The sequence below is a fragment of the Amycolatopsis sp. CA-211722 genome (genome assembly GCF_056828465.1).
In genome coordinates this window covers 1,075,905-1,102,835 of sequence record NZ_CP184752.1, presented here as the reverse complement: position 1 = coordinate 1,102,835, position 26,931 = coordinate 1,075,905, and the positions used below count along the sequence as shown (strand labels likewise).

General features: G+C 69.4%; 21 protein-coding genes. 10 read left to right on the top strand and 11 right to left on the bottom strand.

Going from position 1 to position 26,931, the window contains the following annotated elements:
• Window positions 1–5 precede the first annotated feature (5 nt).
• Window positions 6–1,331, top strand: a complete 1,326-nt coding sequence (locus ACOCEP_RS05350; protein ID WP_482336079.1) for an amidase — start codon at window positions 6–8, stop codon at window positions 1,329–1,331.
• Window positions 1,332–1,829: 498 nt separating this feature from the next.
• Here the strand turns inward: ACOCEP_RS05350 and ACOCEP_RS05345 are convergent, their stop codons facing one another.
• The 4 genes from ACOCEP_RS05345 to ACOCEP_RS05330 all read right to left on the bottom strand — a co-directional run bounded on the left by ACOCEP_RS05345 (window position 1,830) and on the right by ACOCEP_RS05330 (window position 7,391).
• Complete coding sequence (locus tag ACOCEP_RS05345) at window positions 1,830–3,008, bottom strand: cell division protein DivIVA (protein ID WP_482336078.1); 1,179 nt, start codon at window positions 3,006–3,008, stop codon at window positions 1,830–1,832.
• Between the two features lie 118 nt (window positions 3,009–3,126).
• On the bottom strand, window positions 3,127–5,118 hold the full coding sequence (locus ACOCEP_RS05340) for an SDR family oxidoreductase (protein WP_482336076.1): 1,992 nt from the start codon (window positions 5,116–5,118) through the stop codon (window positions 3,127–3,129).
• A 99-nt stretch (window positions 5,119–5,217) separates the two neighbouring features.
• Window positions 5,218–5,910: a class F sortase gene (locus ACOCEP_RS05335; RefSeq protein WP_482336074.1), complete on the bottom strand. Its 693-nt coding sequence runs from the start codon at window positions 5,908–5,910 to the stop codon at window positions 5,218–5,220.
• Window positions 5,911–5,921: 11 nt separating this feature from the next.
• Entirely contained in the window at window positions 5,922–7,391 is a 1,470-nt protein-coding gene (locus ACOCEP_RS05330) for a SpaA isopeptide-forming pilin-related protein (RefSeq protein ID WP_482336073.1), read from the bottom strand.
• Between the two features lie 314 nt (window positions 7,392–7,705).
• On the opposite strand from ACOCEP_RS05330, the gene ACOCEP_RS05325 reads away from it, so the two are divergent.
• The 4 genes from ACOCEP_RS05325 to ACOCEP_RS05310 all read left to right on the top strand — a co-directional run bounded on the left by ACOCEP_RS05325 (window position 7,706) and on the right by ACOCEP_RS05310 (window position 12,307).
• Complete coding sequence (locus ACOCEP_RS05325) at window positions 7,706–8,542, top strand: Bax inhibitor-1/YccA family protein (protein WP_482336072.1); 837 nt, start codon at window positions 7,706–7,708, stop codon at window positions 8,540–8,542.
• 71 nt (window positions 8,543–8,613) lie between these two features.
• Complete coding sequence (locus ACOCEP_RS05320) at window positions 8,614–9,150, top strand: LppU/SCO3897 family protein (protein ID WP_482336070.1); 537 nt, start codon at window positions 8,614–8,616, stop codon at window positions 9,148–9,150.
• 138 nt (window positions 9,151–9,288) lie between these two features.
• Window positions 9,289–10,557 carry a YeeE/YedE family protein gene (locus ACOCEP_RS05315; RefSeq protein WP_482336069.1) on the top strand — a complete coding sequence of 423 codons (1,269 nt, stop codon included), beginning with the start codon at window positions 9,289–9,291 and terminating at the stop codon, window positions 10,555–10,557.
• Window positions 10,558–10,774: 217 nt separating this feature from the next.
• Window positions 10,775–12,307 carry a DHA2 family efflux MFS transporter permease subunit gene (locus ACOCEP_RS05310; RefSeq protein WP_482336068.1) on the top strand — a complete coding sequence of 511 codons (1,533 nt, stop codon included), beginning with the start codon at window positions 10,775–10,777 and terminating at the stop codon, window positions 12,305–12,307.
• Between the two features lie 99 nt (window positions 12,308–12,406).
• Here ACOCEP_RS05310 and ACOCEP_RS05305 read toward each other — a convergent pair whose 3' ends face one another.
• Window positions 12,407–13,627, bottom strand: a complete 1,221-nt coding sequence (locus ACOCEP_RS05305) for an acetyl-CoA C-acetyltransferase (protein WP_482336067.1) — start codon at window positions 13,625–13,627, stop codon at window positions 12,407–12,409.
• A gap of 169 nt (window positions 13,628–13,796) precedes the next feature.
• On the opposite strand from ACOCEP_RS05305, the gene ACOCEP_RS05300 reads away from it, so the two are divergent.
• From ACOCEP_RS05300 to ACOCEP_RS05280, 5 genes are all read left to right on the top strand, one after another.
• Window positions 13,797–15,167, top strand: a complete 1,371-nt coding sequence (locus ACOCEP_RS05300; RefSeq protein ID WP_482336066.1) for a cystathionine beta-synthase — start codon at window positions 13,797–13,799, stop codon at window positions 15,165–15,167.
• A 233-nt stretch (window positions 15,168–15,400) separates the two neighbouring features.
• A complete protein-coding gene (locus tag ACOCEP_RS05295) occupies window positions 15,401–16,801 on the top strand; it encodes a hypothetical protein (RefSeq protein WP_482336065.1) in 1,401 nt (466 codons plus the stop codon).
• 152 nt (window positions 16,802–16,953) lie between these two features.
• Window positions 16,954–17,514, top strand: coding sequence for a hypothetical protein (locus tag ACOCEP_RS05290; protein ID WP_465411086.1), 561 nt, complete (start codon window positions 16,954–16,956; stop codon window positions 17,512–17,514).
• 43 nt (window positions 17,515–17,557) lie between these two features.
• On the top strand, window positions 17,558–18,157 hold the full coding sequence (locus ACOCEP_RS05285; protein WP_482336063.1) for a hypothetical protein: 600 nt from the start codon (window positions 17,558–17,560) through the stop codon (window positions 18,155–18,157).
• A gap of 51 nt (window positions 18,158–18,208) precedes the next feature.
• A complete protein-coding gene (locus ACOCEP_RS05280) occupies window positions 18,209–19,366 on the top strand; it encodes a cystathionine gamma-synthase (protein WP_482336062.1) in 1,158 nt (385 codons plus the stop codon).
• A 131-nt stretch (window positions 19,367–19,497) separates the two neighbouring features.
• Here the strand turns inward: ACOCEP_RS05280 and ACOCEP_RS05275 are convergent, their stop codons facing one another.
• The 6 genes from ACOCEP_RS05275 to ACOCEP_RS05250 all read right to left on the bottom strand — a co-directional run bounded on the left by ACOCEP_RS05275 (window position 19,498) and on the right by ACOCEP_RS05250 (window position 26,915).
• On the bottom strand, window positions 19,498–19,776 hold the full coding sequence (locus tag ACOCEP_RS05275; RefSeq protein WP_482336060.1) for a hypothetical protein: 279 nt from the start codon (window positions 19,774–19,776) through the stop codon (window positions 19,498–19,500).
• Window positions 19,777–19,849: 73 nt separating this feature from the next.
• Window positions 19,850–20,755, bottom strand: coding sequence for a ferredoxin (locus ACOCEP_RS05270; protein WP_482336059.1), 906 nt, complete (start codon window positions 20,753–20,755; stop codon window positions 19,850–19,852).
• 20 nt (window positions 20,756–20,775) lie between these two features.
• Complete coding sequence (locus ACOCEP_RS05265) at window positions 20,776–21,219, bottom strand: hypothetical protein (protein ID WP_482336058.1); 444 nt, start codon at window positions 21,217–21,219, stop codon at window positions 20,776–20,778.
• On the bottom strand, window positions 21,219–21,665 hold the full coding sequence (locus ACOCEP_RS05260; protein WP_482336056.1) for a hypothetical protein: 447 nt from the start codon (window positions 21,663–21,665) through the stop codon (window positions 21,219–21,221). Before ACOCEP_RS05260 ends, ACOCEP_RS05265 begins: the two co-directional genes overlap by 1 nt.
• A complete protein-coding gene (locus ACOCEP_RS05255; RefSeq protein ID WP_482336055.1) occupies window positions 21,649–26,601 on the bottom strand; it encodes a WXG100 family type VII secretion target in 4,953 nt (1,650 codons plus the stop codon). Before ACOCEP_RS05255 ends, ACOCEP_RS05260 begins: the two co-directional genes overlap by 17 nt.
• Entirely contained in the window at window positions 26,601–26,915 is a 315-nt protein-coding gene (locus tag ACOCEP_RS05250) for a type VII secretion target (RefSeq protein ID WP_126737519.1), read from the bottom strand. Before ACOCEP_RS05250 ends, ACOCEP_RS05255 begins: the two co-directional genes overlap by 1 nt.
• Window positions 26,916–26,931: the final 16 nt, after the last annotated feature.

Here is a 26,931-nt window from a genome sequence, read left to right as displayed (position 1 = left end):
CGGGGATGGTCAAGACGGCAGTGGAAATCGCGGCGGCTGTGCGTGCCAAGGAACTCGATCCGGTCCAGGTGACCCGGGAGGCGCTGGCCCGGATCGCGGCGGCGGACGGGGTGATCGGTGCGTTCCGGCGGGTGCGGACCGCGGAGGCGCTCGCCGAGGCGGCCGCCGTCGCCGAAAGCGCGGACCTGGCGGATCTGCCCTTGGCCGGGGTGCCGGTCGCGGTCAAGGACGTCGCGCCGATCGCGGGTGAGTACGCCTCGTGGGGGTCGCGCGCGGGTTCGTCGACGTTGTCCACAGAGGACGGTGAGATCGCCCGGCGGCTGCGTGCGGCCGGAGCGGTGATCGTCGGCCTGACCCGGGTGCCGGAGCTGTGCGTCTGGCCGTCGAGCGACGATCCGGACGGGACGGCGCGCAATCCGCGCAACCCGTCCTACGCGGCCGGCGGTTCGTCGGGCGGGAGCGCCGCGGCCGTCGCGGCGGGGCTGGTGCCCATCGCGCACGGTACGGACGGCCTGGGGTCGATCCGGCTGCCGTCCGCGATGTGCGGGATCGTCGGTCTGAAACCGGGGAGGGGCGTGGTCCGGGTACCGGGGGAGGACGGCTGGTTCGGCCTGTCCACACACGGTCCGATGACGACCACCGTGGCCGACGCCGCGGTGCTGATGTCCGTCCTCGCCGAACAGCCCGCGCTGGCGGACCTCGCCGCCCCGAAGCGGTCCCGCATCGCCCTGTCGACTCAGGTTCCGTTGACGAGGGCGCCGCTGCCGCGCGCGTTCAGCCGGGCCGTCGCGCGAGCCGGAGAGCTTTTCCGCGCGGCCGGGCACACCGTCGCTCCCGGCACGCCTCGTTACAGCGCCGGAGCGATCGGCGGCCTCCTGGCGCGCTGGGTCGCGGGTCCGGCCGAACAAGCGGCCGAGTTCGATCTCGCCGCGCTCCAGCCCCGGACGCGGACCCACGTCCGGCTCGGGCGCCTGATGGCCGACCGCGTCCGGGAGAGCACCCGCGAGCGCTGGCTGGAGCGTGCCGAAGAGTTCTTCACCGACCACGATGTCCTGGTCACGCCCATGATCGCGACGCTTCCGCTCAAGGCTCGCACCTGGCATGAAAGCCGGTGGATCGCGAACGTGCTGCCGTCCGTGCGGGTGGCAGGGTTCGCGGGCCTGTGGAATCTCGCGGGCTATCCGGCGATTTCCGTGCCGGTCGGGACGCATCCTTCGGGTATTCCGGCCTGCGTCCAGCTCGTCGCCGCGCCCGGCGGGGAAGTCCTACTCCTGGGGCTCGCTGCCCAGCTCGAAGCGGCCAATCCCTGGCCGCGCACGACCGCCTCCTGACAGCGCTCAAGGGACCTTTGCTGTCGCGCGGTGGGGACGTTGTGTGTCTCTGTTTCCGCACACTTCTTGCTCTGTGTAGTGGTGTTGGCTGAGTGTGTGGGTGTTGGTGTGTTGGGTGGCCGAATTCAAGGGACCTTTGCTGTCGGCCGGTGGGGGTGTGTGGAGATAGGGACGTTGAGTGTCCCTATTTCCACACACCCCTTGCTCTGTGTAGCGGCGTTGACTGACCGTGTGGATTTTGGTGCGTTGGATGACCCGAAATCCACACGATCACCTGGGGACAGAGCGCAAGGGACCTTTGCTGTCGCGCGGTGGGACGTTGAGTGTCTCTGTTTCGCACACTTCTTGCTCTGTGTAGCGGCGTTGGCTGAGTGTGTGGGTTTTGGTGCGTTGGATGACCCGAAATCCACACAGTCACCTGGGGACAGAGAGCAAGGGACCTTTGCTGTCACTCTCCAAAGAGAGCGATAGCAAAGGTCCCTTGCTACTTCCTGCAGGTCAGGAGCCGGTTTTGGCCGGTGAAGGCTTCTGCCCGTTCGTCTTCGGGCCGGTCTCGTTCTTCGGCGCGGCGGCGGCGGGCGCCGAAGGAGCGGGCTTGGGAGCAGGTTTCGCGGAGGCCGGAGCGGCGCCCGGAGCGGCCGCCGGAGTGGCGCCCGGAGCGGCCGACGGAGTGGCGCCCGGAGCGGCCCCCGGAGCGGAGGCCTTCGAGGCGGACGGCTCGGCAGGCTTGGCCGCCGGCTTCTTCTCCTCGGCCTTGCTGTCGCCACCGACGAGCTTCGAAGCGTGCGGGATCACCGACTCCTCGGGAAGCGCCGCGAGCATCGCCTCGCTGCCCTTCAGGACCTCGTCGGCCTGCATGAGGCTCTTCCGGGCCTGCTCGCGGATCTCCGCCAGCCGCTCGACCTTCCGCTGGGCGGCGGTCGTGCGCTGGGCGGCCGTCGTCGTGGCCTCGTCGAGCCGGCGCTTGGCCTCGGCCGTCGCCTCGTCGATGCGGCGCTTCGCTTCCGCGGTGGCCTCGGCGATCCGGCGTTCGGCCTGGTTCTTGCTGGCCGTCTGCTGGTCGGCGATGTGCTTCTCGTGCGACGCGCGCTGAGCCGCGATCGTCTGCTCGAACTCGCGCTCGATCTTCCGGCGCTTGCGCTCGGCCTCGTTGTCCAGCAGTTCCCGGCGCTGGGCGGCCTCGACGGTCAGCCGCTGGACCTCGGCCCGCGTCTCGGCGAGCGCGGACTCGTGCTCCGAGTGCAGCGCGTCCGCCTGCTTGTCCAGCTCGGCGACAAGCCGCGTGTAGCGCTCGCGGAGCTTCTTCGAAGCCTCGCTCGACGAAGCCCAGTGCTTCTCGGCGGCGACTTCGGCACGCTTCGTGATCTCCTCCGCGCGCGCCTGCGCGAGCGTGACGGTGCGCTGCATCCGCTCGTCGAGGTCTTCGAGCCGCTCCGGCGGCTTCTTCAGCTCCTCGATCCTGGCGTTCAGCTTCGCCACCTCGTGGCGGACGGTTTCGAGTTCGCGCGTGGCCGAGGTCGCCTGCGCGATCGCGGCGTCGCGGTCGGTGATCACGCGATGCAGCTGGGCTTCGAGATGATCCAGATACTGGCGCACTTCGTTCCGGTCGAAGCCGTGCCAGGCCTGGGTGTACTCGCGCCGCAGGGGCAACAGGCCGTTGTCTCGCTCGGGAACCATGGCCACGACGGTACCTGCGTACGCGGGGTCGCCGTTGTCAGGCTTGGTGATTCACCGACGTGTGTCGGCTCTCAGCTGCGATCCCTCACCTGAACGGCCGCCACCCGTGTGCGCAGTGTCACCAATGGAAGCCGCGGCTGAGCCGGGCGAGCGCCATCGCCGCGCGGGACAGATGCTGTTCGCCCTTCCCGATCTTGAGCCCGCCTTCGCCGCCCGCGGCCGCGGAGTCCGGGAACACCCGGAATCCTTGGTAGGCCACGGCATCCGTGAGTCCCGGCGTGAGCGTGTACGCGAGCCCGATCGCCTGCCCGGCGGGAGTGCCGATGTGCTTCGGGCGCTCCCGGAGCGCCTTCAGCACCATGTCCGCGGCCTGATCCGGGGATTTGGTCGGGAACGCGTCGTAGATCTTCGTCGGCCGGATCATCGGCGTGCGCACGAGTGGCATGTGGATGGTCGTGAAGGTGATTCCGTCGCCGTGGGTCTCGGTCGCGGCGATCCGGGAGAAATAGTCCAAAGCGGCCTTCGACGCCGCGTACGCCGAAAAGCGCGGCGCGATTCCCTGGACGCCGATCGACGAGACGTTGACGATATGCCCGAACTTCCGCTCGGACATATGCGGCAGCACCGCGAGGATCAGCCGCACCGCGCCGAAGTAGTTGATCGCCATCGCGCGTTCGTAATCGTGGAACCGGTCGTACGACAGTTTGATCGACCGCCGGATCGACCGGCCGGCGTTGTTCACGAGCATGTCGATCCGGCCGTGCTCGGCGAGCATCGCGTCGACGGCCTTGTGCACCGATTCCTCGTCGGTCAGGTCGGCCGGGTACACCGACGCCGTGCCGCCCGCGGCGATGATCTCGTCCCGCACTTCTTCGAGTTCGTGCTGCCGCCGTGCCACCAGCAGCGGCACCCCGCCCGCGGCCGCGACCTTGATCGCGGTCGCGCGGCCGATACCCGAGGACGCGCCGGTGATGATCACGCGGCGGCCGTCCAGTTCGCCGCGCGGACCGTGCTTGCGGGCGCGGAACGGGTCCAGGTGCTCGCGCCAGTAGCGCCACAGGGTGGGCGCGTAGTCCTCGATCCGGGGCACCTCGACACCCGAACCGATGAGTGCCTTGCGCGTCGACGCCGACGAGAACACCGACGGGAACGCCATGGTCTCCAGCAGCACCGGCGGGATCCCGAGCCGTTCCAGCACGGCGTCCCGCGCGATCGTGAAACCGGGGATGTGCTCGCTCAGTTTCACCAGGTTGACGATGCCCTTGGACACGCGCTCGTTGAGCTGCACGGAGATGGTCGGCGCGCCCGCCGCCTTCGCGAAGGCGTTGTAGACCGAGACGACCGGCTGCGGCTCCGGGTTGACCAGGTGGAACGCGCGCCCGTCGAGCCCCTTCGTGGTGATCAGCGCGTTCAGCGATTCGGCGACGTAGTCGACCGGGACGACGTTGGTGTCGCCGAGGTCGGGGCCGACGATCGGCACGTCGGGCAGCCCGGCGAGCCTGCTGATCGCGGGGAACAGGTAGTACGGGCCGTCGATCTTGTCCATTTCGCCGGTCTCGGAGTTCCCGACGACGACCGCGGGCCGGTACACCCGCCACGGCACGTCCTGCTGCTCGCGCACCAGCCGCTCCGCCTCGAACTTCGTGCGGTGGTACGGCGTGACGAGCCGCTGGCCGACGTCGAACATCTCCTCGGTGAACATGCCCTCGTGGTCGCCGGCGACGGCGACCGAGGACACGTGGTGCAGGCAGCCCGCGTTCAGGTCGGCGGCGAGCGCGATCACCTGCGCGGTGCCTTCGACGTTGGCCTTGATGCTGGCTTCGTCGTCGGCGGTGAGGTCGTACAGGGCGGCGAGGTGGACGACGTGATCGACGCCGCGAAGCCGCTCCCGGTCCTCCTGGGCGACGCCGAGCAGCGGCTCGCCGAGGTCACCGGTGACGAGGGTGACGCGTTCCGGATGCGGCCAGGCGTTCACGAGTTTCGCGAGTTTGTCCCGCGAGGACGCCCGGACGACGAGCGCGACCTCGTCGACGTCGTCCCTGGTGAGCAGCAGCCGGGTGAACTGGCGCCCGATCAGTCCGGTCGCCCCGGTCACCAGAAAAGTCGCCATCAGTCTCACCCTTCACCGTGCTCGCCCGCGTCCCCCGGCATTCTGCTGCATGAGGACGGCGAGGACCACCACGGCGCCGGTGAAGTTACTCACGGGTAACTAGACCGGGTCGGCGATGACGACCCGGTTCTCGGCGTATCCGGTCTCCCCGCCGACCCACCGGCCGCCGCAGGTGACGAGGACGATCCGATGTGGACCGGACTGGCCGAAGAGCTCGTCCGCGCGCTGTGGCAGTTCGTTCTTCTTCAGCGTGATCAGCTGGGAGACCTTGTACTGCCAGGACTTGCCCGCCTTGTCGACCACGGTGACGGTGCCGCCGACGCGTTCGGTCCACAGTTCCGCGAACGGACCCGTCGCGCCCTTCCAGTTCACATGCCCGGCGAACACGCTCGCCCCGGTGGCCGCGCTCAGCTCGGCGCCCCACCAGGTCACCTCGCCGAGGTTTTCGGGCACCGGGAGCTCCGCACCCGGCCCGAGTTCCTTGCGCACGAGTTTCGCCGCGCCGCCCGCCGGCAGCTTGATCGTCCCCGGGCCCTGCGGTTTCGGTGCGTCAGGCGCCTTCGACGACGACGCCGCCGGTGGGGCGGCCGTCGGAGTCGTGGGGACGACGTCCGGCGGAGGCGGGACCTCCTGCTGTGCGGGAGCGGCGGGCGCGCCGCCCGCGACCGTGACGGAGACGGCCTGAGCCGTCCCCGTCACCACTGTCGTCGGCGGCCAGATGAGCAGGGCCGCGACGAGGTCCGCGCACAGGACCGTGACGGCTCCCAGCGCGAACCCACGTCGTACTGACATCCCAGAACCTCTTAGCGTCGCGAGGACCGCCGCGCGGCCACGCCCACCATCAGCGAACCGAGCAGCGCGAGCGCGCCGACGCCGAGAATGCCGGCGGTCGACGCCGAGTTCTCGACGGTGCCCTGCATCATCGCCACCGGCCGGTCTCCGGCGGGGATGGTGCGCGGTACCTCGTTGGGCGTGTTGGCGACCTTGAGCGCCAGCGTCTCACCCGGCTTGAGCTCGCCGCAGGCGGACGGCGGATTCTTCGGGTCGAACGCGTTGGTGTAGCCCGGCGGCGCGCTGACCTCGACCACGCAGATCTCCTGCGGGGCACGCAGGTTCTCCACGGTGACGGTGCCGTTCTCGCCTTCGGTGGTGACGACGGCGGGTTTGCCGTCGGCGCCGTTGAGGGGCTTGCCGTCCTGGCCGACCGCGGCCGTCGTCTTGTCCTTCGCGGTGATCCGCAGCGCGGCGCCCGCCACGCCCTTGTCGGTCTTCGCGTCGACCTTCGTCACCTGGACCTTGCCCGGCTTCGCGACGACCGCGACACCCTGGGCCTTCAGTTCCTTCTCGCCGCCGGTCGAGACGACCTTCTGTACGCCGGTCCTGACGGGGAACTGCACGTACGGCCGGTCCGCCGGGGCCGACAGCGAGCTGGACAGCTTCGGCTGGTCACCGGTGGGCGTCACCTTGACCGTGACGGTGCCGTCCTCGCCGGTCTTCACCGTGGTGGCCTTCTCGGCCTTGGTGTTCGAGGTCGACGCGGGTTTGGTGCGCTCACCACCGTCGACGGTCGCGTTCGACGGAGTGAGCTGCACGGGTACGCCCGAGATGCCCTTGCCCTTGGCGTTCTTGACGCTGATCGTCCATTCGCCCGCGGTGCCGATGTGCTGGTCTTCCTTCGGCGGGGTGATCGCGGTGGTCCACGGGCCGCGGTTGGCTTCGGCGTCCTTGGTCAGCTTCTCGACGGCTGTGGCGGCATCGGCGTGCTGCGCCTTCAGCTTGCCGAGAGCGCCCTGGATGTCGTAGCCGATCTCTTCCGGCTTGAGGTCCGGCTTGAGGTCGGCGTCGGACCGAGGCTTCGACGTCCACGAGTGCAGCAGGTGCGCGAGCGCTGCCGCCTCGGCGTTGTCCTGCGTGCCGCCGTAGCGCAGGAGCAGATAGGAGATGTTGGCCGCCACATCCTCCGGCAGCTTCTGCCCCCACTTGTCGAGGAGTTCGTCGCCGGGCTTGTACTCCTCCGCCGAGCCCGGCGCCTTCAGCTGGAAGCTGACACAGAACACGTGCTTGCCGTTGACGACGTAGGAACCGAGCCAGTCGCGGTCTCTTGGCTGGCTGTCGACCGTCTGGCCAGGCGTGATCTTGTAACCGACGCCTTCGTTTTCGGCGGCCGAGGCCGGTGTCACCGCGACGGTGGCCGACAAGGCGCCGAGCAGGCACGTCGCGATCAGGCTGGTCAAGGCGCGCGAACGCACGCTCGGGCGTGTGGTCCACCCCATGGTGTGTTGACTCCTTTGGCCGTGTTCTGCCCCGGCGCATTTACGTCGGCGCAGGTCACACGATCGATAGGTTCCCCGACACGCCTTCGGTGATTATCCGAACACGCACCGTGGAGGGTGTCCTGTGATCAGGGTTTTTGGCAATACGGCATCAGGTGGGGTATCGGTGAACGGTCGGTGATCTGCGCCGCATACGGTGTGGGGGATGGGCGTCGCGCCGATTGTGAGTAAAGTCGTCTTTACTTCGACGGGAACCGGGCGGCCCACGTGGTCGTTGAACCCGATGCAGGTGCCAGTAGATCCAGGAGGATCAGGTGCGATCCAGTAGCAACCCGGCGTTCCGGAACCTGCCGCGTGGCGCGGCGCAGTACGGACCCAACGTAGGCTTCAACCAACCCCAGGGCGGCGTGCCCGGCTACGGCCCCCCGCAGACCTCCGCCGGCGCCGACGACCGTCCGATGACCGTCGACGACGTCGTCATCAAGACGGCGCTGAGCCTCGGCACCGCGCTGGTGACCGGTGTGCTCACCGCGATCTGGGCGATCAGCCAGCTGCCCGTGGACGCCGCGGGCCGGATCACCGGGATCAGCGGCGCCGTGATCGGCGCGCTCGTCGGCGGCATGATCGTCGGCCTCGTGATCTCGCTCGTGATCATCTTCAAGCAGAAGCCGAGCGGCCCGCTCACGCTGGCGTACTCGGCCGCCGAGGGTGTCTTCCTCGGTGCCATCAGCGGTCTCTTCGAAGCGCTGTACCCCGGGATCGCGCTGCAGGCGATCATCGGCACGGCGGGTGTCTTCGTCGCGATGCTGGTCGTCTACAAGACCGGCGCGGTCAAGGTCACCCCGAAGCTGACCAAGTGGATCATCGGCGCCGTCGTCGGTGTCGCGATCCTGATGCTGGTCAACCTCGTCACCAGCTTCTTCGGCTTCAACCCGCTGCGTGACGGCGGGCCGATCGCGATCATCTTCAGCCTCGTGGTGATCGGTGTCGCGGCGTTCAGCTTCCTGCTCGACTTCGACCAGGCCGACCGGATGATCCGCGAGGGCATGCCGTCGAAGTGGGCGTGGTTCGCCGCCTTCGGCCTCATGACCACGCTGGTCTGGCTGTACCTCGAGATCCTGCGGCTGCTGTCGTACTTCCAAAACGACTGACCCGGGTTTCGCGAAAGGGCGCTCCGAGCGATCGGGGCGCCCTTTTTCGTCGCCGCGAATACGCTGACCCCATGACCGAGCACAGCGGCGAACCCGCCAGGCCGAAGCGTTCCAAGTGGTTCTGGTTGGGCCTCCTGGTACCGGTCGCGATCGTGGTGCTGAGCGCGTCGTCGTGGATCGTCGGCTACCTCTCGAACACCGACGACGTCCGGGTGGGGGACTGCTACGCGGTCACCACTTTCGGTGACGTCGGCGAGGATCCGGTCAAGGCGGACTGCGGCTCGGCGGAGGCCAACGCGAAGGCCGGCGCGAAGACCGACGCGGGCGGCGCCTGCCCCACGGGCGAGTACGACCAGCTCACCGTCGACAAGACGTTCGCCTCGTACAAGCTCTGCATGATGATCAACGCCAAGCAGGGCGACTGTCTCGAGAACTTCCTGGCCGACAGCGTGGCCTATCAGAAGGTCCCCTGCTCCGACCCCACGCGGGACGCCGAGGTCGTGAAGGTGGTCGACAGCGTCGCGACCTGTGACGACACGGACGCGACCCATCTCAAGAGCTACTCGACACCGCCCTCGACCGTCTGCGTGAAGAGCACCAAGCAGTAGCAAGGGACCTTTGCTACCGCCGCCATCCGGCCCTGCGCGCGCCGCCGTTCGTCGCACAGTGTGGGACGGGCTGCGACCGGGCGGTCACGGGTCTTAACGTTGCTCGTCCCCAACCCCGCCGATCGACCTGGAGTCCTGGTGGCGACGACCGAAGCCCAAGCCGGTGAGAAGAAACTCCTCGACTTCCCGACCTCCTGTGCCGCTCCGGTCCCGCAACCGGAGGAGCCGGTCAAGGTAGTGCCGCTGGCGGTCGCGGGTGCTCTCGCGGTCGGGCTGACCTGGTACGTCTGGTCCGCGCACGGGGCGAAGTTCGGGGTCCTGCTCATCCTCGGCCTGCTGCTCGGCGTCGCGCTCTTCCACTCCCGGTTCGGGTTCACTTCGGCCTGGCGCCAGCTGATCGCGGTCGGGAACGGTCAGGGGCTTCGGGCGCACACGCTGCTGCTCGGCACGGCCGCGACGTTGATCGCGCTGATCGTGGGCACCGGATCCGGGCTCTTCGGCAGCACGCCGAATCCGACCGCGGGCGGGCTGGGGCTCGCGCTGTTCGTCGGCGCCACGATCTTCGCGATCGGCATGCAACTGGGTGGCGCGTGCGCTTCGGGAACGTTGTTCGCGGTCGGTTCCGGGCAGTCGACGATCGTGCTGACCCTCGGCGGTTTCATCACCGGGTCGGTCCTCTACACATGGGCGTATCCGCTGCTGTCGGGCTGGCCCGAGTTCAAGGGTGTCCTGCTCGCCGATCATGTGGGCTGGTTCGGTTCGTGGGCGATCACCATCGCCGTCCTCGCCGCGATCGTGCTGGGGACCCGGTTCGTGCAGAAGCGCCGCAACCCGCCGCCGGTCGACGTCGTGCCGACCGCGCGCGGTTTCGCCCGGATCTACCGCGGCTCGTGGCCGATCCTCGTCGGCGCCGTCGTGCTCGGGGTGCTGGCGGGCGCGGTCTTCCTGGTCTCCGGCGGGATCTGGGGTGTCACGAGCGCGTTCAGCCTGTGGGGCGCCAAGATCCTGCAGGTGTTCGGCCTGCACCCCGAGACCTGGGAGTTCTGGCGTCTCAAGGCGAACGCGGCGTCGCTGGCGGGGCCGATCTGGAAGGACAAGAACAGCCTCACCGACATCGGCATCATGATCGGCGCGGGGGTCGCCGCCGCGGCGGCGGGCGCGTGGAAGATCCACAGCTCGATCCCGTGGCGGACCGCCGTCGCCGCGGTGCTCGGTGGAATCCTGATGGGCGTCGGCGCGCGGATGGCGGGCGGCTGCAACATCGGCGCCTACCTCGGCGGCATCTCGGTCGGCAGCCTGCACGGCTGGCTGTGGGGTGTCTTCGCGCTCGGCGGCACCTGGATCGGGCTCAAGCTGCGTCCGCTGTTCGGGCTCGGCAACCCGGCGCCGACGGACAGCGTCTGCTGACACTCCGTACACAGGTCTGCCCCATAGGTCCGCCTACGGGGAAAAAGTTGGCAGGTAAAACCTGTGTTCGGCTACCCTCGGCTACGTACTGAGCTTGCGCATTAATGCACAAGCTCGATTGGGGAGGCTCGGCGCGAGGCCGGGCGTCGATTCCGTAGTCGCGACCGCGGGGGTTGTCGCGTCCCGGGGGACACTGAGCATCAGGGACGGATTTTTCATGTCAACGCAAAGCCCGGCCGCACCGGGCGGCGACAAACTCGACGCCGGCGTGCTCAAGATCGCCGGCGTCGTCATCCTCGGCGCGATCATGGCGATCCTCGACACGACGGTCGTCAACGTCGCGCTCCAGAAACTGACCATCGAGTTCCAGACCTCGTTCGACACCATCCAGTGGATCGCGACCGGCTACATGCTCGCGCTGGCGACGGTCATCCCGATCACTGGCTGGGCTTCGGACCGGTTCGGCACCAAACGGCTCTACATGACCGCGATCGGGCTGTTCCTGATCGGGTCGATGCTCGCCGGCATGGCCTGGGACGTCGAATCGCTGATCGTCTTCCGCGTCCTGCAGGGCTTCGGCGGCGGCATGCTGATGCCCGCCGGTATGACGATCCTGACCAGGGCGGCCGGACCGCACCGGATCGGGCGCGTGATGGGCGTGCTCGGGGTGCCGATGCTGCTCGGCCCGATCGGCGGCCCGATCCTCGGCGGCTGGCTGGTCGACGCGGTGAGCTGGCGCTGGATCTTCTACATCAACGTGCCGATCGGCCTGATCACCATGGCCATGGCGTGGCGCCTGCTGCCGAAGGACCGGCCGGAGCCCAGCGAACGGTTCGACTTCATCGGCATGCTGATGGTCTCGCCCGGCCTGGCGGCGCTGATCTTCGGCGTGTCGAACATCCCGGCGGCCGGCGGTGTCGGCGCGGTGGACGTCTGGCTGCCCGCGCTGGCCGGGATCGCGTTGCTGGTGGCGTTCGTGTTCCGGGCGAACCGGGTCACGAACCCGCTGCTCGACCTGAAACTGTTCAAGAACCGGTCGTTCTCCGTCGCCATGGTGACGATGACCTTCTTCTGCGTCGCGTTCTTCGGCGCGATGCTGCTCCTGCCGACGTATTTCGTGCTGGCGCGCGGCGAATCGGCGATGAACGCCGGTCTGCTGCTCGCCCCGCAGGGGGTCGGCGCGATGCTGACCATGCCGATCGCGGGCCGGTTCGCGGACAAGATCGGCGCGCGGAAGATCGTGCTGCCCGGTCTCGTGCTGATGCTCGCGGGCCTGATCGCCTTCACCCAGATCACCGCCGCGACGCCGTACTGGCTGCTGCTTTCGGCGCTGTTCGTGATGGGGCTCGGCATGGGCGCGACGATGATGCCGATCACCTCGGCCGCGTTGCAGACGCTCAAGTCCGAGGACATGGCGAAGGCGTCGACGGCGACGAACATCCTGCAGCAGACCGCCGGGGCGATCGGTTCGGCGGTGCTGTCGATCATCCTGGCGGCGCTGCTCGCCGGGAAGTTCGGCGTGCCGACCGCGCAGGGGCAGCTGGCCGCGACCGCCGCGGTGATGAACCCGGCGACGCGTGAAGCGGCTTCGGGGCTGACCGCGGACGCGTTCTCGACGACGTTCCTGTGGTCGATGATCCTGCTCGCGCTGTGCCTGATCCCGGCGGCGTTCCTGCCGAAGACCAAGCCCGCGCTGCCCGACGGCGCGGACGGCGAGGTCGCCGCGGCCCCGCCGATCATGACCCACTAGGCGCCCGGAAGGGAGCAAGGGACCTTTGCTACCACTCGCTTAGCCTGGCTAAGTAAGCGGTAGCAAAGGTCCCTTGCTCCCTTTTCGCAGGTCAGCGGGTCAGGAGAGGCGCTCCAGCACCATCGCCATGCCCTGGCCGCCGCCGACGCACATCGTCTCGAGGCCGAACTGCTTGTCGTGGTGACGCAGCGAGTTGATCAGCGTCGAGGTGATCCGCGCGCCGGTCATGCCGAACGGGTGCCCGACGGCGATCGCGCCGCCGTTGACGTTCAGCTTGTCGAGGTCGATCCCGAGGTCCTTGTACGACGGGATGACCTGCGCGGCGAACGCCTCGTTGATCTCGACCAGGTCGATGTCGCCGATCGACATCCCGGCGCGCGCGAGCGCCTGCTTCGACGCCTCGACCGGGCCGTAGCCCATGATCTCCGGCGACAGACCGGAAACGCCGGTGGAGACGACGCGGGCGAGCGGCGTCAGCCCCAGCTCCTTGGCCTTGGTGTCGGACATGACGACCACCGCGGCCGCGCCGTCGTTGAGCGGGCAGCAGTTGCCCGCGGTGATCCGGCCGTCGGGGCGGAAGACCGGCTTGAGACCGGAGACGCCTTCGAGGGTGACGCCGGCGCGCGGGCCGTCGTCCTTCGAAACCACCGTGCCGTCCGGCAGGGTCACCGGCGTGATGTCCTTGGCCCAGAAGCCGTCCGCGATGGCCTTCTCGGCGAGGTTCTGCGAGCGGACGCCGAACTCGTCCATCTCCTCACGCGAAACGTTCTTCAGCCGCGCCAGGTTCTCGGCGGTCTGGCCCATCGCGATGTAGACGTCCGGCAGAGCGCCGTTCTCACGCGGGTCGGTCCAGCTGTCGGCGCCCTCGGCCGCCACCTGCGCGGTGCGGGCCTCGGCGTCGGCGAACAGTGGGTTGTGCGTGTTCGGCCACGAGTCCGAGCTCCCGTTGGCGAAGCGGGAAACCGTCTCGACACCGGCGGAGATGAACACGTCGCCTTCGCCCGCCTTGATCGCGTGCAGCGCCATGCGGGTGGTCTGGAGGCTCGAAGAGCAGTACCGCGTGATCGTGCAGCCGGGCAGGTGGTCGTAGCCGAGTTCGACGGCGACCGCGCGGCCCATGTTGAAGCCCTGCTCGCCGCCGGGGAGACCGCAGCCCAGCATGAGGTCTTCGATCTGCGTCGGGTCCAGTTCGGGGACCTTGTCGAGCGCGGCGCGGACCATCTGCGCGGCGAGGTCGTCCGGGCGGATGCTCACCAGCGATCCCTTGCCGGCGCGGCCGATCGGGGATCGGGCGGTGGAGACGATGACGGCTTCGGGCATGGAACGACACTCCCTTGTTTTCGATCCAGACACACGCGCTAAGCGGTTGCTCACCTCGCATCCTCCACCGGAGCGAGGTGCGGGTCAAAGGTGAACGCGATCCACGCCACTCTTTCCGACGACACTGTCGAGTGGCCACATCGCGACCTGCGGCGTTTAGGCTGTGGGAGTGGAATACGTCGAGCACATCGTGGACCTCGTGGGCAACACCCCTCTGGTCAAGCTGAACGCACTGGCCGAGGGGCTCCAGCCGCTCATCCTGGCCAAGGTCGAGTACGTCAACCCCGGCGGCAGCGTCAAGGACCGCATCGCGCTGCGGATGATCGAAGCCGCGGAGCGTTCCGGCGAGCTGAAGCCCGGCGGCACCATCGTCGAGCCGACCTCCGGCAACACCGGCGTCGGGCTGGCCATGGTGGCGCAGCGCAAGGGATACAAGTGCGTGTTCGTCTGCCCGGACAAGGTCAGCGAGGACAAGCGCAACGTGCTCAAGGCCTATGGCGCCCGCGTCGTGGTCTGCCCGACCGCGGTGGCGCCGGAGCACCCGGACTCCTACTACAACGTCTCCGACCGCCTCGTGCGTGAGATCGAGGGCGCCTGGAAGCCGAACCAGTACGCCAACCCGGAGAACCCCGCCAGCCACTACCACTCGACCGGGCCGGAGCTCTGGCGTCAGACCGAGGGCAAGATCACGCACTTCGTCGCGGGCGTCGGCACCGGCGGGACGATCTCGGGCACCGGCAAGTACCTCAAGGAGGTCAGCGACGGCCGCGTCCAGGTCGTCGGCGCGGACCCCGAAGGCTCGGTGTACTCCGGCGGGACCGGGCGGCCGTACCTGGTCGAAGGCGTCGGTGAGGACTTCTGGCCGGAAACCTACGACCGGGACATCGCCGACCGGATCATCGCGGTGTCGGACGCGGACTCGTTCGACATCACCCGCCGCCTCGCGCTCGAAGAGGGGCTGCTCGTCGGCGGTTCGTGCGGTATGGCCGTCGCCGCGGCGCTCAAGCTCGCGGAGGGCCTCGGCCCGGACGACGTCGTCGTCGTGCTCCTGCCCGACGGCGGCCGCGGCTACCTCACCAAGGTGTTCAACGACAGCTGGATGTCCTCCTACGGTTTCCTGCCGCCGGACTCCAGCGGCCGGACCGTCGGCGACGTCCTGACGAAGAAGAGCGGCTCGCTGCCCAGCCTGGTGCACAGCCACCCGAACGAGACCGTCGCCGAAGCGGTGGCGATCCTCGCCGAGTTCGGCGTCAGCCAGATGCCCGTGGTCAGCGCGGAGCCGCCGGTCATGGCGGCCGAGGTCGTCGGCGCGGTCAACGAACGCGATCTTCTCGAGGCGCTCTTCACCGGCAAGGCCCAGCTGGCCGACCGGCTCGAGCAGCACATGTCGCCGCCGCTGCCGACCATCGGCGCCGGTGAGCAGGTGAGTGTGGCGATGAGCGCGCTCTCGGGCGCGGACGGCGCGATGGTCCTGGTCGACGGCAAGCCGGCGGGTGTCGTCACCCGGCACGACCTGCTCGCGTTTCTCGCGGGACGGTAAAGAAGCATTTCATCGGATGGTCGGGCCGGGGCGTTACGAGCGGCCCGACCGGCTATCCGATAGCGTGTCCGGTGAGTTGAACTTTTATGTCCTCGTCAAGGGGGTTCAAGACCCAAATGAGTGCTCCGCAGCCACCGAATCAGCCTTGGGGTGGCGCCCAGCCACCGCAGGGACCCCCGAGTGGCCCCCAGCCGCAGCAAGACAACCCGTTCGGTTCCCCGGAACCGACCCAGGTGGTGCAGCCCGGCCAGCCCGCGCAGCCCGACTACGGGCAACCGCAGTACGGGCAGCAGCCCTCCTATGAGCAGCAGCCCCAGGGAGGCGGGTTCGGCGACACGCCGGAGCCCACGCAGGTCGTGCAGCCGGTCCAGCCGGGTTCGGGTGACGCGAACGCGACCCAGGTCGTGCAGCCGGTGAGCGGAGGCGGGGAAAGCCCCACCGCCGAGTCCACCCAGCTCGTGCCGCCGGGTTCGCAGCCGCCCGCCATCCCGTACGCCCCGCCGCCGAGCGCGGCCGACAACCCGGCCGCCGGTGCCTACGGCGCCCAGGGTGGCGGCTTCGGTCAGCAGCAGGGCTTCGGCCAGCCGCAGCAGGGCGGTTTCGACCCCGCGCAGGGCCAGCAGCAGCCTGGTTTCGGCCAGCCGCAGCAGGGCTTCGGCGGGCCGCCGCAGGGCGGTTTCGGCCAGCAGCCCGGTTTCGGCGGCCCGCCGCCGGGCCACACCGCCGCGGGTTCCGGCGGCGGTGGGAACCAGATGTTCGGGTTCATCGCCGGCGGCGTCGTGGCGTTGCTCGGCCTGGTCGCCCTGATCGTGTCGTTCGTCTACTTCGGTGACGCCAGCGACTACTCGAAGGTCTTCGACGGCGCTCCGAACCAAGAGCAGATCGAAAAGTTCCTGGACGAGGCCGGTGTGGTCGGGCCGGGGGCGACCTGGTTCTACGTGATCATGCTTCTCGTCGGATCGCTCGTTTCGCTCGCCGGTGGTGTCGGGCTCGCCCTCGCGGGCAAGCTCCCGGGCACGGTGAAGAAGCTCGCGCCGATCGTCACCGCCGCCGGTGGTGCGCTGCTGGTGCTGTTCGGTGTCCTCCTGCTCGTCGGTTCGACCCCGTCGTCGGACTTCCTGGAGAAGCTGCCCGCTTACGCCAGGGAAGGCGCCGGTATCGGCGGTGGCCTGCTGCACCTGCTCCTCGGCATCGTGATCCTGATCGTGGGTGTGCTGGGCCTGATCCCGGCGACCGCGCAGTTCGTGGGTCTCGGTGGCGGCGGTTCGGTGCTGGGTGCCCCGCAGAGCGGCCAGCCCGGTGGTTTCGGTGGCCCGCCGCAGGGCGGCTTCGGCCAGCCGGGCCAGCCCGGTCCGTACGGCGGCCCGCCGCAGGGTGGCTTCGGCCAGCCCGGTCAGCCGTCTTCGGGTGGTTTCCCGCAGCAGGGGCAGCAGCCCGGCGGTTTCGGGCAGCAGCCCGGCCAGCAGGGCCCGCCCAGCGGCGGCTTCGCCCAGCCGGGCCAGCCGCAGGGCGGCTTCGGTCAGGCTCCGCAGCAGCCCGGCGGTTTCGGGCAGCAGCCGGGCCAGCAGGGTCCGCCCAGCGGCGGTTTCGGCCAGCCGGGCCAGCAGCCCGGTCAGCCCCCGCAGCAGTGGTGATTCCCCGCCACTGAACGGTTTCTCTCGGAGCACCCCCGGCCCGCGGCCGGGGGTGTTTCGTTTTCGCCCGGGTATCCCCGATTCGCCTGCCACGGCCAGGCCCCGCGGACTAGGGTGAGCGCCGTCAACCACACCTGGCCGACGGGAGCGACGTGACCGGTCCGTACGGATATCCCGCCCAGCAGCCTGGACCGCCGGCCTTCGGGTATCCCGCTCCGCAGGCCCGGCCCTCCGGGGCGACGGCGATCATCGCCGCGGTGCTCGGCCTCGTCGGCGCCCTCGCGTCGGGTTTCATCCCGATCCGCTACTTCATCGAGCTCCCGTCGGGGTTCAGCCTCTCGAACCTGCCGGGCTTCGCGCTCGTCGAGCTGGTGCTGTACCTGCTCGCCGCGTTGTTCCTGCTGATGGGCGCGTTGACGACGTTCTTCCGCTCGTTGATCGGCGCCATCCTGCTGATCCTCGGCTCGCTGCTCGCGATCCTGGCCGTCGTGCTGGAACCGATCGCCTTCCGTGTGCCATACCGGATCCACCTCGACATCCTGCTCCGGTTCGCCACCTTCGACGGCGTCCTCCGCCTGGCCATGGTCGTGTTCGGGCTGCTCGCGCTGCTGCTGGCCGTGCTCCCGCCGACCTTCCGGTACCTGCGCTGGCGGCCCGCTCCGGTGCAGCCGTACCGGCCGCAGAACCAGTTCCCCCAGCAGGGCGGATGGTGAGATCCGGCGTACTTTCCGGGCAAGGAATTCGACAGGGGGAGACATGACCTTCCAGCAGTACCCACCGCAGGGATACCCGCCACCCGGTGCCTATCCGCCGCCGGGCGCGGCACGGCAGCCGAGCGGGGCGACCGGGATCATCGCCGGGGTCTTGGCGATCCTCGGTGGGCTCTGGTTCCTCGCCGGGGTCGTGTCCCACGTCATCGAGCTGTCCCGTTACGTCATTTCGTTCCTGGTGGTCGGAGCGGCGCTGGACCTCGTCAGCGCGGCTTTGCTCCTGGGCGGCGGGATCATGCTGCTCCTGCGCAAGCGGGCCGGTCGGCTGCTGACCGTGATCGGAGCCGCGGGCGCGATCGGGTTCGTGGCGCTGACCTTCCTGTTCCGGGCGATCGGCTCGAGCTTCTACTTCTCGTACGGCGGGGTGATGCTGCATTTCGGCTTCGGCTGGCTTCTCTTCGTGGTCCTGATCCCGGCGATCGTGACCCTCGTGCTGGCGCTGGTCCCGCCGACCGGGCGCTGGCTGGCGGCCAAGCCACCGGGCGGCGCCGTTCAGCCGCCGAATTTCGGATATCCGCCGCCGCAGCCCGGCTATCCGCCGGCCCCCGGTGCCCAGCAGCAGGGACAGCCGCCCGGGCAGTGGTGAGTTCGATCCCAGACGATGGGATCCGGCAGGGGTGGTCGTACCCTTGACGGTATGGCCGACGATTACTCTCTGCTGGGCTTCGAGACGCGCGCGATCCACGCCGGGCAGACCCCTGATCCCCGGACCGGCGCGGTCATCGTGCCGATCTACCAGACTTCGACTTACGCGCAGGACGGCGTCGGCGGCACGCGCGAAGGTGACTACGAGTACTCCCGCACCGCGAACCCCACGCGCACCGCGCTGGAGGTCGCCTTGGCGGCGCTCGAAGGCGCGCGGCACGGCTTGGCGTACGCGTCGGGGATGGCGGCCAGTGACGTTCTGCTGCGGGCGACCCTGCGGCCCGGAGATCACCTCGTCCTCGGTAACGACGCGTACGGCGGCACGTTCCGCCTGATCGACAAGGTGCTCAGCCTGTGGGGCGTCGAGCACACGGTCGCCGACCTGGGGAACATCGACGAGGTCCGCGCGGCGATCCGGCCGGAGACGAAGCTGATCTGGTGCGAGTCGCCGACGAACCCCATGCTGGGGATCGCCGACATCGCCGCGCTGGCCGAGGTCGCGCACGGTGCGGGCGCCCGCCTGGTCGTCGACAACACCTTCGCCACCCCGTACCTGCAGAACCCGCTTTCGCTGGGTGCCGACGTCGTCCTGCACTCGACGACCAAGTACCTCGGCGGACACTCCGACGTCGTCGGCGGCGCGATCCTGACGAACGAGGACGAGCTGCGCGAGCAGCTGTTCTACCTGCGCAACGCAGCGGGTGCGGTGCCCGGCCCGTTCGACGCGTGGCTGACCCTTCGCGGGATCAAAACGCTCGCGCTACGGATGGAGCGGCACAGCGACAACGCCGAACTGATCGCCCGGATGCTGCTGAAGCACCCGAAGGTCGAGCGTGTCTACTACCCGGGCCTGCCGGAGCACCCCGGCCACGAGGTCGCCTCGAAGCAGATGCGGCGGTTCGGCGGGATGATCTCGTTCACCCACATCGACGGCGAGCAGGCCGCGCTCGACGTCGCGTCGAGGACGAAGCTGTTCATCCTCGCGGAGTCGCTGGGCGGAATCGAATCGCTCATCGAACACCCGGGCCGCATGACCCACGCGAGCACCGCCGGGTCCACCCTGGAGGTGCCGGACAACCTGCTGCGCCTGTCCGTCGGCATCGAGGACGGCAGCGACCTGGTCGACGATCTGGCCAAGGCCCTGGGCTGACCGCCGCCGAGCCCAGGGAGTGAGCAAGGGACCTTTGCTCCCACTCGCTTAGCCACGCTAAGTAAGTGAGAGCAAAGGTCCCTTGCTGCTTTCGCGCTGGTCAGCGCGGTGTGGTGGGAGGAATCGCCCGGTCAGGGGCGGTAGTTGCTGGGCGTGACGCCGCTCTTCGAGTCCGCTTCGTGCGAAGTCCCCTTCGGGACGGCGGGCAGCTCGGAGCCGTCGACGCAGCCGCCGACGAGCTCGATGTGGTTGTCGTGGCGGATGTACTGGCCCGGATCCACGCAACCGGCGCGGTCGACCGTGTAGACGGCGGCGCCGGTCAGCAGCGCGGCCGAGGTGAGCGCCAGCACGACCGGGAGCATCCCGGCGGAACGGGTCGCCCGGACCCTGCCGATGTTCCCCCGTGCCATGTGTGCTCCCTGCTCGCCTTCGCCGCCGCCGTCAAGAGTACCCGGACCGTGAACTTGCCACCTGACGTATCCGTCAGGTGGCATCATCCGGCCGCGAAATCGCTGAGTCCTCAGTGGACGGCTGGCCGGTGATCGCGGCGACCGCGAGTTCGCGTTCGGGCTCTCCGACCTCGGGCAGGGTGAACCGCAGTGCCCGGATATGACCGAGCAGCTCGGGGTCGGGCGCCACGTCGTGCTCACGCAGGTAGTAGGCGACCGCGCCCGGCCAGTACCACCGGCCGTCCGTGCGGAAGTTCAACGGCACCAATGGTTCTCTGTCGGGATCGAAGGCATCGGCGTCGTAACTCCGCGACGCCAGCACGACCGGGGCTCCGTCGAGGTACCGCAGCACGCGGTCCCGCTCGGCCGGGGAAAGTGGCTCTCGGTTCACCATCGGCCGCCCGGACTCGTCGAGACCGTCATGGACCCGCGGCGCCTTCAGCGCCTCCGGGGTCTCGGCCGGCGGAGTCGCCACCGAAGGCTCGGCCGCCGCGGGCTCGGCCGCGAGCCCGGCTCGCTGCCGCAACCACGGCGGGATGTTCTGCTCGGCGCGCGGGAAGAACCGCAGTTCGTCCTGGAAGCCGATCGGCGGCGGTGCCTGCCGCCACGGCGGCTCCACGTCCGCGAGGAAATCCGTACTGAGCACGGTCGCCGAACCGTAGACCAGGATCGCGCTCAGCCAGGTCCCGCGGCCGGGCTGGTACATGCCTGCCCTCAGGTTCCCGAGCAGCTGGACGGCTTCGGGACCCGGCTGAACCGGACGCGGCAGACCGTCCTGACCGGTGACGAGCAGGTCGACCTCGACATGCCTGCCCGCCGCCCGGTATTCGACGCGCATCTGCTGCCAGCCGGGCGGCAGCGGCGTCGCGAGGGCATGGCCGATCTGCCAGACGAGCTGCTGTTGCTGCTGCTGGTTCAACGGCTGTTGTGGTCGGCTCATGTCCCCTCGCTCACCGATGGTCAGTCCGCCTGGCCGGCGGCACGTCGCTGAAGCCACTCCGCGCGCTCGCCGGTCCGCGGGTAGCGCTCCAGCTCCTGGGCGAAGAACTCGGCGGGCGGGACGTGGTCCCAAACGGGTTCGTTGTCCCAGTTGTACTCGGCGGAGTACCCACCCGGGTGCACGAGGTGATAGCGGACCGAGCTCCACGCGCCTTCGCCCGGCTTCGCCATGCTGTCGCGCAGCTCCACGAAGAAGTCCGCGACGCCCTCCGGCGGTGTCCAGGGAGCTCCGGTGCCCATGACGGTCAGCACCTGGGCGGAGATTTCGTAGTAGTCACCGACAGAACGGAAGATGATGAACAGCTGCTCCCAGTCCGCGGGGACGGAGTGCACCATCCAGGTGGTGAAGTCCTTGAACAGCTCGTTCGCCTGTGCCGCGCTCGTGGGCACAACGGGCATCGGCATCAGTTCTGCTCCTTCTCTTTCGCCGCCGCGAGCTTCGCGTCGAGCCAGCCCGGGATGTGCTCGGGGTCCCTGGGGAACTTCTTCAGATCTTCGACGTAGTGTTCCGGTTCCATCGGCGGCGTGAGAACCGGTTCATAGTCGTTGTTGTAGTTGAAGAAGATCTGCCCCGGCGGGTTCAGCGAGATCCGCGCGGAGAACCACGTTCCGCGGCCGGGCTCGTACAGCAGCGTCCGCAGCTTCGCGAGGATCACGTTGAGCTCGGTGGGCGGCGTGATCTCGGGGCGGGTGCCGTCGTCCATGATCACGGTCAGACCGAGATCCTGGACGGGCACGGTCATCGAGCTGACCAGGTCGATGCGCCGCCAGCCTTCCTCCGGGACGAGGTTCAGCAGCGCGATGCCGAGCTGCTGGATCAGGTCCTCGTGACTCTCACCCCCGGAAGTCATCGGGCCAGAGTGGGTTGTTGTGGTCATTGGGGAAACTCCTGACGATTACCGAGATCCGGCCTTCGGCGTCCGGGCCGTAAGCCCGGTATTGGCGGGTGTGCGCGTCGTCGATACCGGCATCCCGAAGTTCGAACGTGTCCTCGTTCTCCAACCTACCCGCGAGGCCGCTGTCGTCCCGATCCCGCTCCATCCGGTACCAGCTGTCGTCCGGGTCGTAGGTCTCCTTGAGTTCCTTGGCGCCCGCGTTGCTGTTGTCCACCCGGCCTTGCGACCCTTGGTTGATCGCCTCGCCGGAGCCGCCGACGGACGTGCCGCGGTGGTGTCCGCCGTCGTCGATGTTCTTCCCGGACGCGTCCTTGCCGCCCTGACCGCCGACCTGGCTCTGCGCCGAGCCGTCACGCCGGATGTTGCTGGCACCACCTGGATCCGGCGGAGCCGATGTCACCACGGTGTTGCCTCGCGCGTCCGTCCGGTGGATCTCACCGGGCGACTGCCTGCCCAGCGGATTGCCGTTGGCGTCGTGCATCTCCAGGCCGTGGTCGACGCGGACCACCGCGTTCGGCGGCGGGTTGTTCATATCCGCGTTGAACGGCTGCCCGGTGTGCATGTGGGTGATCTTGCCGTCCGGCCCGGTCTGGAACGACCCGTACGGCAGGCCGTCCTTGTCCACCACGTGGATCCGGGTGTTGGGCGGCAGGTTGTCCCGGCCCGCGATCGGATCCTTGTGCGCGAGCTTGTCGCTGATCGCCTTCTGCTCGGCGGCGGTCATCGAGCTCGGGTCGCCGTCGGTGAACCCTCGCGGTTCCTTGTTCTGGTGGGCGGCCGCGTTCTCGCTCTTGGGCGGGACCTGGTGCGAGTACGTGACTTCGCGGTCGGGTGCGGGCCACGAATCCTGGACGTTCTTGGCGTTCCTGGTCCCGTAGTGACCGTCCTGGGTGATGTCCGCACCGTCCGGTGCGGCCCCGACCTCGGGGTTGGTCCTGGCGCGCTGGCCACTGGTGGTGTCGACGTGGCTGATGTGCCCGGTCCCGTCGGTCTGGAACTCACCCCGCGGATGGCCGAACTCATCGGTCGGGCGGTGCACGCTGTCCGGTTGGAGGGTGGGTTTCCCATCCTCGCCGAGCTTCGGGCTGCCGTCCTCGTTGGTGTGCTGGCGGTTGAACGCCTCGTCCTGTTTGACCGCGTTCGGGTGATCGACCGGGGTCCCCGTCGGCTGCGGCGGGTCGTAGGTCTGGCCGTGTTCCGGCCGCCCGTCGGGGCCGACGCGGTACTCCTGGTGGAGGGGCCCGCGGTCGACCCGGTAGTTGCTGTCGGGCAGCGGATTGTTCAGCTCTGGGTTGCCCGCTCCTTCGTGGGTGTCGACCCACTTGACCTTGCCGTGCTCGTCGGTCTGGAAGCTGCCGCGGGAATTCCCGTCCGCGTCGGTGACGTGGTAGCGGGTGTTCGCATCGAGATCGGTCCGGTGGCTGAACGGCTCGTCGGCCCGCGGCGCCCGCGGGTCGTCCGCCTCGATCCTCACCTGGTCACGAGGCTTCGGCGGCGACTCGATGTCGTCGATCCTCGTGATGTCCCGGGTGCCTTGGGGCGTCTTGACGTCCGTGTGTGTCACGGTCCGGACGTTGCCGTCCGGGCCGGTCGGATAGGTGTCGTGCCGGTGGCCGACCTGTACGCGGTAGTCCGAGTTCGGCGCCGGGCGCATGATCTCCGGGTTACCGGGGCCGCGCAGCGTGTTCGGCGCGACGGCGTCGACGTGCGTCACGTTGCGGTTCGCGTCGGTGTAGACCCGGCTGCGCACGTTGCCGTCCGCGTCGGTGATGTCGTACCGCGTGTCCGCGTCGAGCTTGCGCGGAGGCGTCGTCGGGTCGAAGAACGACTGATCGTCGCGTAGCTGAACGGAACGGGCGGGCGGCGTGAAATCGGGCTCCTCCCAGCGTCCTTCGATTTGATGCTGGGGGTTGAGGTCGTCGCCCTGGCCACGGTCGCGGGCGCTGTCGGCGTCCACGTCCTGCTTGTCCGCGTGCGAGGTGTCCGGGGTGAAGCCGTCGTCGCTCGCCCGGCGGGCGGTGCCGTCGGGGCTGTGGACATCCCATTCGCCGTTGGGCGGGATCTTGGGCCGGGGGCGGCCGTCGGGGCCGATCTCGTAGTCGGACGAGAAGACGCGCCCGTTCGAGTCGGTCCACGCCGGTTTGCTCGGCGCCATCACCTCGGTGTCGAGTTCCCGCGACAGACGGCGCGCGAAATCGTTCGAGCCGGCGTCACAGCCGATCAGGCGGATCGGACGGCCGTCGTAATCCCCGTTGCGCCGCAGGATGTCCGCGAACTCTTCCGGGGTGTAGGTGCGGTTGCCGATCCGGGCGTGCCCGTCCGGCGTGACGTGCACGTCGACGGTGTAGCGGCCGTCCGGATCCGGCTGGACGCGGTGCGGCAGGTCGCCCATGTCCGAGTCACCGCGGTGGTACGAGCTGCCCGCGGGAGTGCTCTCGGAATGCCGTTGGTTGACCTCGTCCGGCGTCAGCGGACGATCCGGCTCGCCGTCGGGGCCACGGTCGTGCGGTGTGCTGTCGGGGTTCCCGTTCGGGTCTTGGCGCGGCCCGTGCCCGTCGGGGCCGTGACCGTCCGGCGAACGCGGCGGCCCGGAGTGGCCACCGGGGCCGTGGCCGCCCGGGCCGGTGTTGCCGGGGCCCGTGCCGCCCGGCCGGTTACCCGGGCCGTGCGTGCTCGGTGAGCCGGTGTGCGGCTGGGCGCCGGGACCGAACTCGTTGCCCCTGGCGACCGGCTGCGGCTGGTTCGGCCGTCCGCCGGGACCGGTCTGGCCAGGACCGGTGTGGGTGTCGGGAGTGCGCGGGGCGTTCGTGTCCGGGGTGCGCGGCGAACCGGGCGTGCCGGTCCAGCCGCCACCCTGCGGCCTGCCGCCGGGCGAACCCGGGGTGCCGCCGGGGGCGCCACCCGGAGCGCCCTGCGGCGGCATACCGCCGGCGATCGGCTGGCCCTGCGGCGGGACACCGTGCGAAGCGTCGCCACCGGGACCGCCGCGCTGCGAAGGCACGTGGGACGGGCCGGCGTCGCCGAGGCGCGGCGCCGTGGGCGCGGTGCCGCTGGTCGTCGTTCCACTGTCGGTCGGCCGGGTGGGGCTGCCGCCGTCGTTGCCGCCGTGGTGGCCGGGTGACGGGTCGGACCGAGGGGTGGGCGAGCCGCCGCCGTCGCCGCCGTGGGGCCGGGGCGAGCCGCCGCTGTCGGGGGTGTGGTTGGGGGTGCCGCCACTGTCGGCGCGGGTGTGTGGTGTGGGTGAGTTGTCGGGGGTGTGGTTGGGGGTGCTGCCGGTGTCGGCGCGGGTGTGTGGTGTGGGCGAGTTGTCGGGGGTGTGGCTGGGGGTGCCGCCACTGTCGGCGCGGGTGTGTGGTGTGGGCGAGTTGTCGGGGGTGTGGCTCGGGGAGCCGCCACTGTCGGCCCGGGTGTGCGGAGCGGGCGAGCCGCCCGTGTCCGCGCGGTTCGGGCTGGGCGAGCCGCCATCGGACGTGCGGTTCGGGGCGGCGGAATCGCCGGGAGAGCCACCGTCGGACCGGGTGTGCGGCGTCGCCGTGTCGGAACGGGCGGTGCTGGGGGAACCATCGCCACCGGCGGAGTTTCCGTCCGATGTGGACGGTCCATCGCCGGCGCGGTTGGGCGAGCCGCCGTCGGAGCGGGTGGACGAGCCGCCACCGTCACCACCGCGGGTGGTGGTGGACGGGGTGTCGCCGCTGGAACCACCGTTCGGACCGGAATCGGTCGAACCGCCGGAGCCGTTGTTCGGGCCGCTGTTGGTGTCGCCGGAGTTGCCGCCGGAGCCGTTGTTCGGGCCGCTGTTGGTGTCGCCGGAGTTGCCGCCGGAGTTGTCGTTCGGGCCGCTGTTGGTGTCGCCCGAATTGCCACCGGAGTTGTCGCCGTTGGAGCCGCTGCCGGACCCATCGCCGCTGCCGGAACCGTCACCGGAGCCGCTGCCGGATCCATCGCCGGACCCGGAACCATCGCCGTCCGGGCCGTCGCCCGAGCCCGAGCCGCCACCGCCGGTCCCACCGGACCCGCCGCCGCTGCCGCCGCGCTGGATGAACCCGCCCGGCTTGATGTTCTTGGTGTTGATCACGTCGAGGCCGGTGACCTTGCCCGCGATCTTGCCGAAGATCTTGATGATCTTCTCGAAGACGTCGACCAGTTTGCCCAGCAGCGGCGATACCCGCCGCATGGCGTCGCAGAGTTCCTTGAGCTTGTCGGCGATCTTCGCGGCCCACTTGGCGATCGCGGTGACGGCCTGCGCGACCACCACGGGCGTGCCGAAACCGAGGGAGAACACCGTCTCCATGACCCAGGCGATGAGCTTGCCGACCGCGTCCGCGATCAGCTGGCGGATGAACTCGCGGACGAACGCGACGATCTCGCCGAAGATCATCACGACGGTGCTGATCCCGCCGGCGACCGTCGCCGCGCCGCTGATCGCTTCCGCCTGCTCCGCGGCCTGCTTGCGGTACTGGTCGGCCGCGTCGCCCGTCCAGCCGGACGTGCCGTTCTTGACCGCGTTCGAGAATTCGACCTGGGTGTCTTCCAGTTTCTTGGCGACGTTGCCCCAGGTTTCGGAATACGACTGGATGACCGGCGGATCACCGGCGACCGCGTCCAGCATGTCCTTCAGCGGCTGCATGTGCTCCATCAGGAACGACGCCACCGACGACATCAGGTAGCCGAACGGGTCGATCGCGGCGCTGGCCATCTCGCCGGCGAGGCTCAGCACGCCGAGCCCGCCGCCGATCCAGTCGCCGTTCGAGATGCCGTTGAAGGCGTCCATGGCCGACTCGGCGACGCCGATGCCCGCCGCGTAGCCGTACTCGCTGTTCCCGGCCGTCAGCGGTCCGGGGCCGTCGCCGTCGGTGGGTGCGTTCGCGACGAGCGGGTTTCCCTCGGGCATCAGTCAGGCACCTGCACGTTCTTGAATTCGGCGGCGAAGTTCTCGTCCTGCGTCTGGTAGGCGTTCGACGCGGACCGCACGTTGTTCGCCACCGTCGTCGCTGCCTCGACGGCCTTGTTCAGCGCGTTGATGCCGAACTCCTCGACCGGGTCGAGCATCATCCGGAACGGCTGGCAGATGATGCCGTACGCGTCGGTCGGCATGCTCACCTGCTGCGCGGCGTCGACCGCCGTGCGCAGGCCGTCGGCGATGCCGTCGATCTGCTTGGCGTGCGCGTCGAGGTCGGCGCCGAGCTCATAACCCTTGCCTGCCATGGTTTCTCCCCTCTAC